Raw genomic sequence first — 17,137 nt, 5'->3', positions numbered from 1 at the left:
TCAATCTATCATTTCGTCTTGTCAACACGTTTGCAAAAATGAACCTAACTTCTGATTCAAAAGCGAGGCCGTCTCTTCCATAAGCCGCAGGCCGATACCATCGGCATGGCGGTTTTTCCAGGACTCCAGCTCCGTACCTTTCACCCATTGATTAAAGGCGCCTAATGCCGGGCCGCAATGAATCTGGAAGTCTACCTTGGCATCCGGGTCTCCTTTAATCGCCGAAGCAGAGCTTTGCCTGAAATACCATTTGAATATGAGCGCCATTTTCTGTTTCGGATTCCGTTCGGCTTTTGAAATGTCTTCATTCGAATAATGAGCCTTCACTTTGTCATAAATACTGCTTACACTTGCCTTAAAATACTTCTCTTCTATTTGTCTGAGTGTCTTTTCATCAATTTCTTCAATTGAGCGGTGACGCTGATACAGTTCATGCAGCTTAGAGGCGCGGGTCGGAAAGAACAGCCCTTTCTTTAATACCTGCACCTTGCTGCCTGATTCAAACATATCGCCGGCCGGCGCGTAGGCCGTGTCCTGTACATTCATCTGCTGCAGGAGGTCCTTTACGAGGCCGCTCGTCGCTGCCTCAACGGTGCATTGGTTAATAGATCCAGTCACAATAAAATCAGCGCCGAGCATAAATGCGGCCATGGCAGCCTCGGGCGTTCCGATTCCCCCTGCGGCTCCAACGCGGACGGTTTTGCCGTATCGGTATTTTTTCATCATGTCATCTCGTAAACGGATGATCGCCGGCATGAGACTGTAAGCAACTCCGCCGTCAGTGTGGCCGCCTGAATCAGCCTCTACGCAGATGTCATGCGCAACGGGTATTTCTCTCATCAGACTTGCTTCTTCAGCGGTAATTTTGTTTTCGGCTGCAAGTTTCTGCAGAATGTGATCAGGCGCCGGGCTGAGAAACGCTTCCGCTACTTCCGGACGGGACAGCTTGGCGATAATCCGCTGACGCGCTATTATTTGTCCGCCGGCACCGCGTTTTAACCCCTTAGCGCGAAACTTTACTAAAGCGGGAGTAACCGTTAAAAACGCTGATGCTTCCAAGTTCTGAACCCCATGCTTCAGTAAAAGATCAATCATTTTTTCTTCTGAATCTGTATGCTTCATGTTATGTACAACATTTATGCCGAAGGAACCGCCGTCACGAAGCTCATGCTGAATTGACAAAATGACGTCCTCAACGTGCGCGATGTTCAAACCGCCCGTTCCGAAAAAGCCCATCATTCCTTTTTCAGCCAGTTTGACAACCATTTCCTTCGAAGAAATTCCGCGGTACATGCCGCCGGCCAAGTAGGCGTATTTCAATTGATAATCGCGCTTAAACTCTTCATTTCCTAAAGACGCCGCCGTAATTGAGCTTTTTCCAGCCTCAGCCGGGACTTTGATTTCATCTGTTATCGGCTCCGCTTCAGCCGTAATTCTTTGTATCAGCCCCGTCAGCACTTTTCCGGGACCGATTTCCTCAAAGCTCATGTTCTTTCTTCCCATTAAGAAACGGATGCTGTCTGTCCAGTTCACCGATCCCGTTATTTGTCCGGTGAGTGTCTCTTTCAGCTCTCTTTGCTCATAGGGTCTTGCCGTCACATTTGAAATGACCGGGATGGACAGCGGCTTAAAATGGAAAGATTCAATAAACCGTGAAAACTCTTCCTTCGCTTCCAGCATGTATCTGGAATGAAAGGCGCCGCTGACATTTAAGCGGTGAACCATTTTTACGCCGTTTACGGCTTCAAAAACGGATGCTGCTTTTTCAATATCTTCTTTATATCCGGAAATGACAATTTGCTGCGGTGTGTTCATGTTGGCGATATCAATCATATCCAAGTGATTTTCTCTTAAAACATCCGTCACCTGCTCATGAGTCAGGCCGATCACCGCTGCCATGCCGCCTCCTTTTGCGCGGCTCATCAGTTCGCCCCTTTTTTTGACCAACTGTAAGCCTTCTTCAAAATCAAAGGCGCCCGAAGCGTATAACGCGTTATATTCGCCCAAACTGTGTCCGGCGGTAAAATCCGGTTTCAAGCCGGTTTCTTCTGTTTTTTTCAAATAACTGAGGGCATTGACGACATAGAGCGCCGGCTGAGTGAATTGAGTCTGATTGAGACGTTCTCCGTCCCGGCACAGCTCCTGAATGGAATATCCGAGAATGTGATCGGCCTTTGCGGTTAATTCAGGATAGCGGCCGAACAGGTCCTCTCCCATCCCTATTCTTTGCGAGCCTTGGCCTGGAAAAACAAAGCTGATCATCTTACAGTCTCCTTCCGGGCGGTGATAAAATGCTGTCTTCTATTTGCTGCAAATGTGTTTGTTCTTTATGAAACGGCGTCATAATGGCACGGATGCGTTCAGCCGATCCTGCAGGAAGAATCTGTTTGGCAAATGCGGCCAATGTTCCGGAAGGCCCGGCATCAATATACAATCCTTTTTGGCGGCTGTCTGCGAATTGAAGCGCTTCGCGGAATCGAATCGGCTTTCTTACGATATCCCAGAAAAAGTCCGCTTGTATATCGGTCTCAGCCCCTCCGGTCGCACTGGAGATGTACGGTATAAACGGAGTCCGGATTGATTTCTGAGCTAAAAAGCGCTTGTACGGCTGTTCCGCCTGATCAACCAGCGCTGAGTGAAACCCGTAAGATACCGGCAATAGCTGATGAGGAATCTGCTTTTCTCTCAGATCGTCCATGATCTTTTTGATATGTTCCCGCTCTCCCGAGATGACAAAGTGAGAATGATAGTTTACAGATGCCAATTCACTATGTTCGCCGAGCAGCGGATCATCTTGATATAAAGCCGGATCACCCAGTATCGCAAGCATGCTGCCGTTACGGCAAGTTTCCGTAACGATTCGGGCCTGTTCCAGCACGCAATCTAAAGCATCCTCGGCGCTCAGCACGCCCGACACAGCGGCCGCTGCATACTCTCCGAGGCTTGCTCCGATCACATAATCGGGACGTATGCCTCTTTGCTCCAAAGCATATGCAAGTGCGTACTCAGCCATGAAAATGGCAGGATGGCTGAAAAGAAGGCGGTCAAATGGATCAGACAGACGATTGCCTGTATGATACATCTCTTTTAGGACAGAGTAACCGAAACGGCTGACTGCAAAATCGTCCAAGTCAAGCATTTTCTGCCGAAAAGCGGCGTTATGTGCAAACAGCTCTTTCCCCATTTGATAGTATTGGGAACCCTGTCCAGAAAACATGAAAACAATTGGCTGGTTCATTTGTTCTCCTTTTTGCTCTTTATTTTTTCAAAATATTGATTTGTGAGTGTTTCGTGATGTCGTGTGCAGGTGAAGTGGTCGTGATGTTGTATGGCTGGCACTATTGTGTGAGATAAGAATTTTGACTTGCGTTCCGCTACATGGCGGGTGAAGCTTCAGTTTCTTTTTTGATGCGGTGAATAAGTCCTGTCAGCACATGGCCCGGGCCGACTTCTTCAAATTCCATCCGCCCTTTGTCCATCAGATAGCGGATGCTGTCGTTCCATCGCACTGAATGGTCGATCTGATCGGCCAGAACGGAGTGGATTCCGTCTTGCTCATAAGGTCTGGCATGAACATTAGAAATGACAGGAATTGATATAGCAGAAAAATGAAATGACTGTAAAAATTTTTCGAACTCTTGTTTTGCTTCACTCATATATCTCGAGTGAAAAGCGCCGCTTACGTTTAACGGATGAAACATCGTAACGTCTTTTAATCCTTCGAATACGCTTTTGGCTCTTTCAATGTCTTCTTTGCGTCCGGATATGACAACTTGGTGAGGAGAATTCATATTAGCAATATCAATCGTATGTAATCCGTGCGTTTGAAGGGCGTCTGACACTTGAGCTGCAGTTAACCCCATAACAGCGGCCATTTTTCCGTCAGTGGCCATACTCATTAATTCGCCTCTTTTACGGACAAGCTGCAGGCCGGTAATAAAATCAAAAGCACCTGCTGCAAACAGCGCATTATATTCTCCCAAACTGTGGCCGGCCACATAATCCGGCTTTATGTCATTGTCTTGGATTTTTTTCAAATAGCTTAACGCGTTTACAACATATAAAGCAGGCTGGGTGAACTGCGTCTTGTGAAGGTTGGAATACGGATTCTCAAGACAAAGCCGTTTCATAGAATATCCGAGTGTTTCATCAGCCTGCTCCGTTAAGTCTTTAAATTCTTCAAACAATGAGCTCCCCATTCCCTGCTTTTGAGAACCTTGTCCGGGGAATAAGTATGTGATCATTTTCTCAGCCATCCTTTCTCGGATTCAGATAAGAAGCATGTTCAAGTTGATAGTAACTTCACAAAAATACCATGTCAAGTTAATTTATCCTATGCGAACTCCTGAATAATGCCTATTTTTCCCTGTCGAAAGGCGGACTCAGGGCTTTCGGAACAGGCGTAAGCAGAATGTCCCATCCGGCCTGCCCGGCGTTCTCTTCCGCAAACTCCCGTTACTCAGCCATTCATCACCAGAAATCTAGTAATAACTTCCATTCCATTTCAGAAGTTCCTTGCCTCAAAAGAAAAGCTAGTTAGATAGAACTAAATTACACATTACTTAAAATGAAACAGCCCTTTTTGATTTTTTCTGTTGCGGAAATTCACAAAATGTTCTTTTTTTTCAATCTGAAAGTAAATATTGTTTTTCAAAAGACTCTCCATTTTTTGACCCGGCTTCTCCCCGAAGGAGTGCCCCGGATACACACGCACATGCGGCGGAATGGAGGCTTTGATCCTCTGTATACTGTGAAACATATCTTCAGCTGAGCTGCCCCTGTCCCCACATATACCGCACCCTTCTGTAAACACGGTGTCACCGGTAAAAAGATGATCAGATAGCAAATAGCACATTCCCCCGGCCGTATGTCCCGGGGTCAGTATACTTCTGATGATAAACCCTCCGGCCGCAAAGGTTTGGCCGTCTTCAAGCGCTATTAAGTTTCTGCACCGGAATTGATAGAAATCGATTTCCGCCGACGACATGTATATATCAGAATGATAGATTTGCTGAAGCGGCTCCGCCAAGTTTACATGGTCATAATGCGAATGTGTTAATAAAATAGCGGATAAATCAACATCCAATTCATGCAGTTTATCGGTTATTTTATCGATTTCCCAGGACGGGTCCACCGCTATCGCAGATTTTTTTGAGCGGTCTGCGATAATATAACAATAGTTGGACCACATCTGGTGATAAGTTTTGATTTGATGCACTTCATATGTATGATCCATTGTCACCATTCCCATTTAAAAGATCCGGGCAGACTGCTGCCGCCGCCCAGCCGACTGTAACCACTTTACCAGATGACACCACGTTTTTCCATGGATTTTCCGGTAAAGTTAAAAAAACTTTCTGCTCCCGCCAAAAGCACCAGTCTGGACCTTTTTTACAAATTGCTATGCTGATATATAAGGAAATTAGAATATTAATTTAGATGAATTCTTTAGGAAATTTTATTCAGAAAATGAAGGATGAATATGAGTTTCGGATAAAAAGAAAACAAATTGAGCTTTTGTTTTGAAAAGCAATTGCCGAAGCGGCCGAAGGGGATAATCAGTTTTTAGAAATGACCCGCAATCAAGACTATTATTTCAATCCTTTTCTTCAAGATAAACTAAACCATACGGGCTCTCGAAATATATCAGAATACCTTAGTTCTTACACCGAATTCAACGTTATGTTGACATTAACATAATTGAACTTAGAAAAGTACGGCGTAATTTACACTCTTTTCAAATCAGCCCTAGCTGCAACAATTCACGAAAGCGTCGCGCAGCTTTTTACTGTGCAAAAACAAAACTAACATAAAATCATTAAGTGTAAAAAGTAAATATTAAACATTAGACAAATAGACTATGTTATATGGGTCGGAGTTTACCGTCTAAGGTAAATTGCCCTGGGATGCAAAAGCACTAAGAGCAGATTGGGATGCACTACCTGCTAAAGTTAAAGCTGCTATGGGCGGAATCGGCGTTTTGAAATAATTCTTAATACGATCGACAATTTTACTGGTGCAGTTGAAGATGCGTGCTATGCGGGTGCTCTAAAAGAACTGGCAACCCAACAGCCGCTTGGTGGATTACTAAAACTCTTAGGCTTTTCATTTAAACGGGGCTATTGTTGGTGTTTAACAAATTTATCCTGTGTTAAGCTTTAAAGTGATTATTTTCTAACGTGTTAAGATCGGAGGTAACTATGGGAGATAAAAGTAATGCTGAACCGAGCCCAAAAGCTATAAGAATTCTAACTTACGTCATTCCTATAGTTTTAATAGGGCTTATCCTTGTTCTTAAGAATATTAATACCGCAGCAGCAGAAATTTCATTTTATGTTGTTGCTATCGGTGTGGTTCTCTTAGTGGTTTTCAGTTTGATCAAAAATAGAAAATACCGCAGGAAGAACTAAATGTAAGGGGGGCTAATTACTAGTCCCCCTTGACTAACTTGCGGATAGTATAACCCGCCAAATTCCAATTTTATTTAAATTCTTCACAAATAACATGAGATTTTTCAGGAACCGTTTTCTCCAATTATTTCACTATTAATGCAGTCAATTGACGATATAGACGGTTCCACCAAACACAAGATACTACATCGCCAACCCCAAATACTCTCCAAAAACAATTTTTATATGACAGAAAAGCAGCTGGATGTTAAACAAATCATTTTCATGATTGACGGCATACCGATGCACCAATTATGCCAGAAATTAAAAAACTCAAAAGTTATCTCTGAAAGGCTGGGTCATTCAAACTAGTAAGGCTGCTTGTGGGCAAATAACGGTTTAGTCTCACATAAACGTTGTTATTACATCACACGCTTAAACATCTTCTCCATCTCATACGTACTGTGGTGGATAATGATCGGCCGGCCGTGCGGGCATGTGAACGGGTCTGTCGTTCGGCGCAGGTCGTCCAAGAGCGCTTTGATTTCGTCGTTTCGCAAATGGCGGTTCGCTTTGATTGAGCCTTTGCAGCTCATCATAATGGCCGCTTCCTCCCGCAGTTTTTTAATATCGATCTGTTTGGCGTCAAGCACCTGCTGAATGATTTCTTCAATCAGTTCAGCTTCTTCCCCTTTTGGAAACCAGGCCGGATGGCAGCGGACGATGTAGCTGTTCGTGCCGAATGCTTCTAAAAATACTCCGACGCTTTCAAGCTCATGCTGATGCTGGTCAATGATCAGCGCTTCGTTTGCCGCGTAATGAAAGGTGAGCGGCACGATCATGTCCTGTACTTCAGGCTCGACCTGCCCGACTTTTTCCCGGAAATATTCGTATTTAATCCGTTCTTGGGCCGCATGCTGGTCAATGATATACAAGCCGTTTTCGTTTTGGGCTAAAATATATGTCCCGTGCATTTGGCCGATCGGATACATCACCGGAATTCTTTCTTCACGTGTTTCTTCAGAGACAGCTTCCGGTTCCGGAATATCGGAAACAGGCGCTGCCGTTTCGGGCATACCGATCTCCGGCGGCACTCCGTGATCCGCTTCATTCGGGAGGATCTCTTCTTCTATTATTACCGGCTCAGGCTCTTTTACGACCGAACTCAGCTTCATTGGTGAGTAAGACGGCTCCGGCGTTTTTTCAGGAAGTTTCCGCTCAGGCGCGCTTTCCTCGAATGTCATAAATTGCTGTTCGTTTTTGGCCGGTGCCGGCGCTGATTTTTTCGGGAGCTGGGCGCTCGGAATAAGCCGCTGCTTTTGAAACACTTCCTTTATCCCGTCACGGATCAGCTCATGCAGCTCCGTCTCTTTGCTGAGGCGGACTTCAAGCTTCGACGGATGGACATTGACATCAACCAAAATCGGGTCCATCGTAATTTCGATAAACGTAATCGGATGGCGGCCGATCGGCAGAAGTGTGTGATAGCCCTCATGCACCGCTTTTACAAGCGGGAAATTCTTAATGTATCTTCCGTTAATGACAGATGACATGTAGTTTCTGGATGCACGCGTGATTTCCGGAAGCGCAATGTAGCCCTTGACTTCAAAATCAAGCGAGCTGACATGGAGCGGTATCATTTTTTTCGCAACCGCCGTCCCGTAAATTGCGGCCAGCACATGGCGCACGTCCCCGTTACCGTTTGTCTGCAGCAGATTTTTCCCCTGATGGCGGAGACGGATGGATACTTCCGGATGCGCAAGAGCGATCCGGTTGACAACATCCGTAATATTGCCGAGCTCCGTATGCACGGTTTTCATATATTTCAATCTGGCGGGTGTATTGAAAAACAGGTTGGTAACGATAATCTCCGTTCCTTTTCTGCTGGAGGATTTCTGTTCAGAAATGATATTCCCCCCCTGAAGAATGAGATGGGTTCCCGCTCCCTCGCCGATGCTCGTTTTGATTTCCAGATGAGAAACAGACGCGATACTTGGCAAAGCTTCTCCGCGGAAACCGAGTGTTCTCACCCGGAACAGGTCGTTTTCATCTTTGATTTTACTGGTCGCGTGGCGGCGGAAAGCCCGCTTGCAATCATCGGTTTCCATCCCTTCGCCGTTATCGAGCACCCGAATCGACGACAGCCCCGCTTCCTCTATGTCGATTTCAATGACTGTGCTGTTTGCGTCGATGGCGTTTTCCACCAATTCTTTAACGACTGAGGCAGGCCGTTCGACCACCTCGCCGGCCGCTATTTTATTTGAGAGTTCATCTGACAGCTGGATGACTTTTGCCAAGTCCGTCACCTCTTTCTATTTTAATTTTTTTTGCAGCTTGTACATTTCATTCATCGCTTCAAGCGGCGTCATATCGAGAATATTGATTGACTTAAAGGCTTCAAGCACTTGTTTTTCTTTATTAGAAACAGCCGGTGCCTTCTGTTCTTTTTCACCGTCAGCAAAAAAGGACAGCTGTGCCGGTTCTTCTTTGACGGCGGACTTTTTCTCAGATACCGCCGGAAGCTCCGGTTTATCTCCCGTCTGCTCAAGCTGTTTCAAAATCTCCTGCGCGCGGCTGATCAGATCGTCCGGAAGCTCGGCAAGCTGGGCGACATGAATGCCGTAACTTTTATCTGCGGCTCCTTCTTTGATTTGATGGAGAAACACGACCGTTCCGTTATATTCCTCTGCGCGCACATGAACGTTTTTCAGCTGAGGAAGCTTATCTTCAAGCACCGTCAGCTCATGATAATGCGTGCTGAACAGTGTTTTAGCGCCGATATGATCATGGACATATTCAATAATCGCCTGTGCCAGCGCCATTCCGTCGTACGTTGATGTCCCGCGGCCGATTTCATCAAACAGAATCAGGCTGTCTTTTGTGGCGTTCACAATCGCGTTTTTCGCTTCCAGCATTTCCACCATAAAGGTGCTTTGTCCGGAAATCAAATCATCCGCTGCCCCGATTCTCGTGAAGATTTGATCAAAAATCGGCAGAACCGCTTCTTTTGCGGGCACAAAACAGCCGATCTGGGCCATGATCGATAGAAGTGCGATCTGTCTCATGTACGTGCTTTTACCTGACATATTCGGACCCGTAATCAGAAGCATTTCCCGCGAATCGCCCATCAGGCAGTTGTTCGGCACGTATTCTTGACTGTCCATCACCTTTTCAACGACGGGGTGTCTCCCTTCAATGACTTTTACTTCATTATCAGAAAAGACGGGCTTTGTGTAATGCCTGTTTTCACTGATCGTAGCAAAGCATTGCAGTGCGTCCAGCTCACTCATTTGTTTGGCAAGACGCTGCAGACGCGGAATAAATTGTTTCACCTTTTCACGCAGTCCGGCAAAAAGCTCATATTCCAGCTCGCAGATGTTGTTTTCCGCTTCTAAAATAAGCGCTTCTTTTTCCTTCAATTCCGGCGTAATGTACCGTTCGGCGTTTGTGAGGGTCTGCTTCCGCTCATACCGTCCGTCTTCAAGCAGATGAAGATTTGCTTTTGTGACTTCAATATAATAGCCGAACACTTTATTGAAACCGACCTTTAATGAACGGATGCCCGTATAAGCGCGTTCCTGCTGCTCCAGTCTGGCAATCCAGTCTTTACCGTTTTTGCTGGCGTCACGGTACTCATCGAGCTTCTGATGATAGCCGTCTTTAATTAAATTGCCTTCTTTTAACGATAACGGCGGGTTTTCATGAAGGGCTTCTTCTAACAGGTCAAGCAAATCTCCGCACGGATCAATCAAGCCGGCGCGTTCTTTTGCTTTTTTATGGTTAAGAGACCCTACAAGCTCTTTGATGCTCGGCACTTGTTTTAAAGATTCTTTCAGCTGGATTAAATCCCTTGCGTTGACGTTTCCGAATGCGACCCGGCCCGCCAGACGTTCTAAATCGTATACTTCCTTCAGACGCTCTCGCAGATCTTCACGCTCAAACAGATGATTGATCAGCGTCTCGACCATTTCCTGGCGTTCTTCGATTTGGGATGCCCTGATCAGCGGGCGGTCAATCCATTGTTTGAGAAGCCGGCCGCCCATCGCTGTTTTCGTCTCGTCTAAAAGCCAGAGCAATGACCCTTTTTTGCTTTTCGAACGGATCGTTTCCGTCAGCTCAAGATTCCGTTTTGAATACAGGTCAATTTTCATCGCTTCTTCCAATTCATATACTTGAACCGGCTGCAGGTGATCCAGGCTCCGTTTTTGCGTTTTCTGCAAATACGTATATAAACGCATAAACGTCTCTGTCAGCTCTTCGCCCGGCAAGTGCTTTGCGATTTCAATGCGTTCTGTTATTTCCCCGTCTTCGATGGAAATCGTTGCGCCGCACCGTTCTTTCAGCTGAGCAGCTGTATGTTCGTTAAACTTGCTCGATACGACAATTTCCTTTGCGCCGACTGAGTAAATTTCTGACATGACATCTTCAATCCGCTCAATAAATACGGCCAGGTTTTCTCCGGTCGTTAAGTCCGATAAAGCGAGACCGTATCCGTCACGGAATTCGGAAACGGAAGCGATAAAGTTGTTTTCCGACTCGTGGATGCCTTTGCCATCCATCACGGTTCCCGGTGTGATCAACTGGACGACTTCTCTTTTCACAACGCCTTTAGCCGCCTTCGGATCTTCCGTCTGCTCACAGATCGCCACTTTATAGCCCTTTTTAATCAGCTGTTCAATATAAGCCGCCGCGGAATGATACGGCACGCCGCACATCGGAATTTTATCAGCCGAACCTCCGTCTCTGCTTGTCAGTGTAATTTCAAGCTCTTGTGACGCTTTTTTTGCATCTTCAAAAAACATTTCATAAAAGTCACCAAGCCGAAAAAATAAAAAGGCATCTTGGTGCTCTGCCTTTATCTTCAAGTATTGCTGTATCATAGGCGTGTAACTAGCCATCATTTAATCCCTCACTATGTATCTTCTCTTATCCGAATCCCATTATAACATAAACAAAAGAGTGATATCTTTATATATAAAAAAGAGACTTGGGGTGTTAAACTCCCCTAGCCTCAACTTATTCTTCAGGATCTCCGACTAAAAATTCAGGGTTAATGTCCTCTAATTCTTCATCAAGATCGTCTTCCCAATCATCATCATCGTCTTCTTCCCAGTCAGGATTGACTTCGACGACGACTTTCGTTTCACCGACCACTTCTGCTAAAAATTCTCTCTCTGCCTGAACCACGATTTTATTTCCGTTAGGAGAAATGGTGACTTCAAGACAATTCGGCTGCTGCAGCACTTTGGCAATGACTTCGTGTTCGTCATCTAAGTAATTTGTGTCTCTGTATCTGAGTTTAATCACATCGACATACTTTACTCTCTCGGTTACAACTTCCGTTTTTGTATTATCGGCGTAAGAGTACCAGACGTTTATATCATAATACCCTTCAATTTCTACAGTCTTCCCGATCTTTTCGGCATCGTACTTGTGGTTGATAATCCAGCCGCCCAATATACTTGACGGTTTTTCTCCAGGTGAGATCGTGTTGGTGCATTGGGTGAATTTTCTTCCTTTCGCAACTACCGCTTTCGTAATAATTTCCCTGTATTCAGACATTCCGGCAGGCCTCCTTGTTCTTCTTCGTGTTATCTTATGCTGGGCATTTGTCTCATGTGCATTTTTATAATAAAAATATAAAAATACAAAGTTTCTGTTTCATTGTATGCAGCCCTGCCCAGAAACTTTACTTTTAAGTATGATAAAACTTTCCAGTAAAATGGGACAAAACGGTGAGTCAATGAAAATTTAGTATATATTACAATTAGTTCTCAAACAGCAAAAAAACACGGGCCGATGAAGGCCCCGTGTTTAAATAGAACAGCTGTTATTCGAATGTTTTACTTTTGAACCGGTTTCTCCCGTCAGCAGGTTGCCTCCGGTAGATGTAATGATTTCGTTTGTCACCTGATTTGAGATCGTATGTGCGACAAGCTGAAGAAGGTCATTGACCTCAATCTGGGAATCTCTGAATTCCTGAATAATCGGAATCCCTTCAAGCTCTTCCTGCAGGGCGTCAATTTTACTTTCCACTTGTTTCAGCGCTTCAAGCTTTTCGTAGTGCTTCAGGTTAACGGCTTGCTTTTGCAGGGTTTTAATCTGATTAATAATCGCAGAGACTTTTTCATTTTCGTTAATCTGCGCCTCGGCGCGTTTGAAAAAATCAACTTCTTCTGTTTCAGAAATCATTTTCGCAAGGTTCCTAGCCTGCTGTACAATGTCTTTCTTAGAGTAAAGCGTCATTATTATTTCACCTCGATTGCTTCTCCTGCCATCACACCGTCAAGCGACCATGTTTTCGCCTGTTCGATTTTGACGCGTACAATCTTGCCGATGGCGTCTTTCGGCCCTTTGAAGTTGACGAGCTTGCTTTTTTCCGTATAGCCGGCAAGAATGTCAGGGTTATTTTTGCTTTCTCCCTCAACTAATACTTCGACAGTCCTTCCTTCATATTCCTTCATTTTTTTGGCTGAAATTTCTTTCACCAAATCATTGAGGCGCTGAAGACGTTCTTTCTTGACCCTCATCGGAACATTGTCTTTCATCTTCGCTGCCGGCGTGCCTTCACGAGGAGAGTAAATAAACGTATATGCGCTGTCAAATTCCACTTCGCGATATAACGAAAGCGTTTCTTCAAATTGTTCATCCGTTTCATTCGGAAAACCGACAATAATATCGGTCGTCAGTGAAGCGTTCGGCATCGCCGCTTTAATTTTTCCGACAAGCTCCAGATAGCGTTCTCTGTCATATTTGCGCGCCATCATTTTTAACATCGCTGAGCTTCCTGATTGAACCGGAAGATGGATATGGTCAAGAAGGTTGCCGCCTTTGGCGAGCACCTCGATCAGATGATCATCAAAGTCACGCGGATGACTCGTCGTGAATCGGATTCTCGGAATATCAATTTTACGCAGTTCGTCCATTAAATCACCGAGACCGTACGTTATATCCTCAAAATCTTTTCCGTACGCATTCACGTTTTGACCGAGCAGCGTGATTTCTTTATAGCCTTCACTTGCAAGTCTTCTGACTTCCTGGATAATTTCCTCAGGACGGCGGCTTCGTTCTTTTCCGCGGGTATACGGTACGATGCAGTATGTGCAGAACTTGTCACAGCCGTACATAATGTTGACCCAGCCTTTAATTTTTCCGTTGCGGACTTTCGGAAGGTTTTCAATGACATCCCCTTCCTTCGACCACACTTCAATAACCATCTCTTTTGATAAATATGCCTCTGATAACAGTTCCGGCAGACGGTGAATGTTGTGCGTGCCGAAAATCATATCGACAAACGGGTGCTTCTTAAGGATGCGGTTTACGACTGATTCTTCCTGTGACATGCAGCCGCAGACGCCGAGAATCAGGTCCGGGTTATTTTTTTTGAGCGCCTTTAAATGGCCGAGCTCTCCGAACACTTTGTTTTCAGCATTTTCCCGGATAGCGCAAGTGTTTAATAAAATAACGTTCGCGTCATCAACCGAATTTGTCGCTTCATAACCGAGCGCCATAAAAATACCTGCCATGACTTCCGTATCATGCTCGTTCATTTGGCATCCGTACGTGCGGATATAAAATTTCCTGCCTTCACCGAGGCCTTTAAATTCTTCTGAGATTTTAAAATCGTTATGATATTGAACGGATTCTTTGCCCCGTTTTTTCGCATCTTTTAAAGAAGGCGGAATATATACGGCTTCAAAATACTTGCTGTAATCCTTTTCGGATTTTTTGTCCGCCGGATTCACTTGTCCGCTTTCCTGCTTTTGCTTTTCATTCATGTTCGAATGTCTCCTTTCAACCGAAACTTCCACCCTCAAGTATACTGGTTAAAAGCGTTTGGCACAACCGCCAGCCTATTATTGTACACCTTATTGAGAATAAGAATCAATAAGAAATAAAAAAGAGGGAATCATTTCCCCCTTACACAAGCTGCAGCTCTTTTGCGGCTGAATGGATTACTTCCAGCGCCCGGTCAAGCTCCTCTTTTGTATGCTCTGCCGTAATAATGGTGCGGATTCTCGCTTTTCCTTGGGCGACCGTCGGATACACGATGCTTTGTGCAAACACGCCGCGGGTCAATAAAAGGTCTGATAATGCCTGGGTTTTTTCTTCCTCCCCTATTAATATCGGCACGATCGGTGTTTCGCTTTTTGTGAGGGTCAGCCCCATTTGAACCAGTTTGTCTTTGAAATACGCCGTGTTCTCCCATAGCTTTTCCATATGCTCAGGCTCTTCCAGCAGGACGTCAATGGCTTCTATGCATGCGGCCGTTACCGCAGGCGGATGAGAAGTGCTGAATAAGAAAGGACGCCCTTTATGGCGCAGGTAATCGATCAGAACCTGCGACCCTGCGGCGTAACCGCCAAGCACTCCGATGGCTTTGCTTAATGTGCCCACCTGTATGTGGACTCTTCCGTCAAGCCCGAAGTGATTAACCGTTCCCCTTCCGTTTTTTCCGAGTACGCCGGAAGCATGCGCGTCGTCGACCATCACAAAGGCATCGTACGCCTCTGCAAGTTTGACGATGTCAGGCAAAGGAGCGATGTTGCCGTCCATTGAGAATACGCCGTCGGTGACGATCAGGCGCATGCGGTAATTCATTGATTTTTTCAGCACCCTTTCCAAATCGTCCATATCAACATGGCGGTACACCTTTTTATCTGCTTTCGTCAGCCTGATCCCGTCAATGATGGAAGCATGGTTCAGTTCGTCAGAGATCACGATATCTTCTTTTGTAAGAATGCTTGATAAGACGCCCTGATTCGTTGTGAACCCCGATTGAAAAACAAGTGCCGCTTCTGTTTTTTTAAAGTTTGCCAATTTCTTCTCCAGCTCATTGTGCATTGTGAATGTTCCGGCGATTGTCCGGACGGACCCGGTACCCGCTCCGAATTCTTCCGCGGCGCGTTTAGCCGCTTCGACAAGCCTTGGATGCGACGTCAAACCGAGATAATTGTTCGATGAAAGCTGTATCACGTTTTCCCCTTTGACTTCCACCGACGGACCCTGCTTCGTTTCAATTTGTTTCATTTGCTGCCACGTTTTATTTTCTTTCATTTTATCAAGCTCGGCTTTTAGAAATTCAAATTCTTTCATTATAGAACCCTCCCTTATGGAATCAAAATGACTTTGCCGCACTGGCCCTTTCTCATCAGGTCAAACCCTTTTTCAAAGTCTTCAAGCGGAAACTGATGCGTGATCACCGGCGTCAGATCAATAAGGCCGGATTCAAGCAGGTGCGATACCTGCCGCCATGTTTCAAACATTTTTCTGCCTGTGATGCCTTGGACGGTAAGTCCTTTAAACACCACGTCATTTGTCAGGTCAACCGTCACCGGACGTTCCGGCAGACTCAGCATATGGAACCTTCCCCCGTTGGCCGCCATCTTTAATCCTTGTGCGATAGCTGCCGGGTGGCCTGACATTTCGCAGACAAGGTCGATCCCTTCTCCGCCTGTTAAGGTGTCGATCACCTCAAGCGGATCTTCCTTATCAGCTGAAATGGTGATCGTGGCTCCCAATTTCTTCGCAAGAGCCAGCCTGTAATCATTTTTATCAATGGCCGCAATACGGGATGCACCGGCCGCTTTAGCCACTGCCACCGCCATCAGCCCGATCGGTCCGCAGCCGATAATTGCAGCGGAACCGCCCGCAAGCCGGCTGCTTTCCAGCACCGTATGCACCGCGTTGCCAAGCGGCTCTTGAACAGAAGCGACGGCGGGGTCCATATCAGCGGGATTTTTCCAAACATTTCGAGCCGGCACTTTGACATATTCAGCGAAGGAACCGGCTGTATCTACGCCGAGGATCTTTGTATGGGTGCACACATGATGTTTTCCTGTTAAACAAGGGACACAAGTACCGCAGACGAAGTGGGTTTCAGCCGAAACATAGTCGCCTATTTTGACATTTGTGACGTGCTTGCCCGTTTCCGCTACGATACCGCTGAATTCATGTCCGAATACTTGAGGTGTTTTGATTCGTTTCTGCGCCCATTGATCCCAATTATAAATATGCACATCTGTACCGCATATAGATGCGGCCTGTACTTTAATAAGAACTTCATTCTCATTTATGGAAGGTATGGGAATTTCTTTCAGAGTTGCTCCGAAAGCGTTTTCATTTTTGACGATAGCTTTCATCTTTCCTCCCAACATGTACACTCCTCCTCGAAAAAACACTGTAATAACTGGATTGTAACATGAGATAAAAAGGAGGTAAATACCAGTGTCCACTCCAAGAAAACAACTGCTTCCGTCCGGAAAAATGGGCGTGATTTTTTTTGAATATTATATGAATAAAGCCATTTATCATCTCTTCGTACTATCAATATAATATTGTGAGAAAATATGACAACAATAAAAACAACCCGCTCGCCTTACGCAAGCAGGTTGAGAATGTCATGTTTTTGTTTTTAACGGGGTTCGACGATTAACTTAATCGCCGTTCTTTCTTCTCCGTCAATCTGTATATCTGTAAAAGCCGGAATACAAATCAAATCTACGCCGCTTGGCGCGACAAAGCCTCTGGCAATCGCAACCGCTTTAACAGCCTGATTTAAGGCACCCGCCCCAATTGCTTGAATTTCGGCGGCTCCGCGTTCCCTCAATACACCGGCAAGCGCGCCTGCTACTGAATTTGGACTTGATTTTGCTGAAACTTTTAAGATTTCCATTTCTGCTCCCCCTTAGTTTTACAATGGATAAGTGAGTGTTCATTAGAACAATCATTATTAGATGTTGCTATCC

General features: G+C 45.5%; 13 protein-coding genes. 1 reads left to right on the top strand and 12 read right to left on the bottom strand.

Translation table 11 applies throughout. From position 1 onward, the window contains the following. Positions 1–21: 21 nt before the first annotated feature. The 4 genes from fabD (JNUCC22_RS08635) to JNUCC22_RS08620 form a co-directional block, all read right to left on the bottom strand. Positions 22–2,262, bottom strand: a complete 2,241-nt coding sequence (gene fabD / locus JNUCC22_RS08635; protein ID WP_216062267.1) for an ACP S-malonyltransferase — start codon at positions 2,260–2,262, stop codon at positions 22–24. Between the two features lies 1 nt (position 2,263). Then, entirely contained in the window at positions 2,264–3,238 is a 975-nt protein-coding gene (locus tag JNUCC22_RS08630) for an acyltransferase domain-containing protein (protein ID WP_060561672.1), read from the bottom strand. A 136-nt stretch (positions 3,239–3,374) separates the two neighbouring features. Beyond that, positions 3,375–4,244 (bottom strand): ACP S-malonyltransferase, encoded by an 870-nt coding sequence (gene fabD, locus JNUCC22_RS08625; protein WP_216062266.1) that lies wholly within the window; start codon positions 4,242–4,244, stop codon positions 3,375–3,377. 314 nt (positions 4,245–4,558) lie between these two features. Then, complete coding sequence (locus JNUCC22_RS08620) at positions 4,559–5,236, bottom strand: MBL fold metallo-hydrolase (protein WP_012117588.1); 678 nt, start codon at positions 5,234–5,236, stop codon at positions 4,559–4,561. 964 nt (positions 5,237–6,200) lie between these two features. Here JNUCC22_RS08620 and JNUCC22_RS08615 point away from each other — a divergent pair. Then, positions 6,201–6,410, top strand: coding sequence for a hypothetical protein (locus JNUCC22_RS08615; RefSeq protein ID WP_216062265.1), 210 nt, complete (start codon positions 6,201–6,203; stop codon positions 6,408–6,410). 401 nt (positions 6,411–6,811) lie between these two features. Here the strand turns inward: JNUCC22_RS08615 and mutL are convergent, their stop codons facing one another. The 8 genes from mutL to spoVS all read right to left on the bottom strand — a co-directional run bounded on the left by mutL (position 6,812) and on the right by spoVS (position 17,064). Then, complete coding sequence (mutL, locus tag JNUCC22_RS08610; RefSeq protein WP_216062264.1) at positions 6,812–8,686, bottom strand: DNA mismatch repair endonuclease MutL; 1,875 nt, start codon at positions 8,684–8,686, stop codon at positions 6,812–6,814. 15 nt (positions 8,687–8,701) lie between these two features. Beyond that, positions 8,702–11,287 carry a DNA mismatch repair protein MutS gene (gene mutS, locus JNUCC22_RS08605; protein ID WP_216062263.1) on the bottom strand — a complete coding sequence of 862 codons (2,586 nt, stop codon included), beginning with the start codon at positions 11,285–11,287 and terminating at the stop codon, positions 8,702–8,704. A 118-nt stretch (positions 11,288–11,405) separates the two neighbouring features. Beyond that, on the bottom strand, positions 11,406–11,951 hold the full coding sequence (gene cotE, locus JNUCC22_RS08600; RefSeq protein WP_003154111.1) for an outer spore coat protein CotE: 546 nt from the start codon (positions 11,949–11,951) through the stop codon (positions 11,406–11,408). A gap of 252 nt (positions 11,952–12,203) precedes the next feature. Continuing rightward, positions 12,204–12,635 carry a regulatory iron-sulfur-containing complex subunit RicA gene (locus JNUCC22_RS08595; RefSeq protein ID WP_003154113.1) on the bottom strand — a complete coding sequence of 144 codons (432 nt, stop codon included), beginning with the start codon at positions 12,633–12,635 and terminating at the stop codon, positions 12,204–12,206. A gap of 2 nt (positions 12,636–12,637) precedes the next feature. Next, positions 12,638–14,167 carry a tRNA (N6-isopentenyl adenosine(37)-C2)-methylthiotransferase MiaB gene (miaB, locus tag JNUCC22_RS08590; protein ID WP_007611533.1) on the bottom strand — a complete coding sequence of 510 codons (1,530 nt, stop codon included), beginning with the start codon at positions 14,165–14,167 and terminating at the stop codon, positions 12,638–12,640. A gap of 142 nt (positions 14,168–14,309) precedes the next feature. Then, a complete protein-coding gene (locus JNUCC22_RS08585) occupies positions 14,310–15,488 on the bottom strand; it encodes a glycine C-acetyltransferase (protein WP_216062326.1) in 1,179 nt (392 codons plus the stop codon). Between the two features lie 11 nt (positions 15,489–15,499). Further along, positions 15,500–16,546: an L-threonine 3-dehydrogenase gene (gene tdh, locus JNUCC22_RS08580; protein WP_216062262.1), complete on the bottom strand. Its 1,047-nt coding sequence runs from the start codon at positions 16,544–16,546 to the stop codon at positions 15,500–15,502. 257 nt (positions 16,547–16,803) lie between these two features. Then, positions 16,804–17,064: a stage V sporulation protein SpoVS gene (spoVS, locus tag JNUCC22_RS08575; protein WP_003154135.1), complete on the bottom strand. Its 261-nt coding sequence runs from the start codon at positions 17,062–17,064 to the stop codon at positions 16,804–16,806. Positions 17,065–17,137 lie beyond the last annotated feature (73 nt).

This window comes from Bacillus sp. JNUCC-22 (assembly GCF_018861275.1).
Taxonomy (GTDB): Bacteria; Bacillota; Bacilli; order Bacillales; family Bacillaceae; genus Bacillus; species Bacillus velezensis.
Note: the sequence above shows the minus strand (reverse complement) of the source record. Positions and strands in the feature narration are given on the sequence as shown.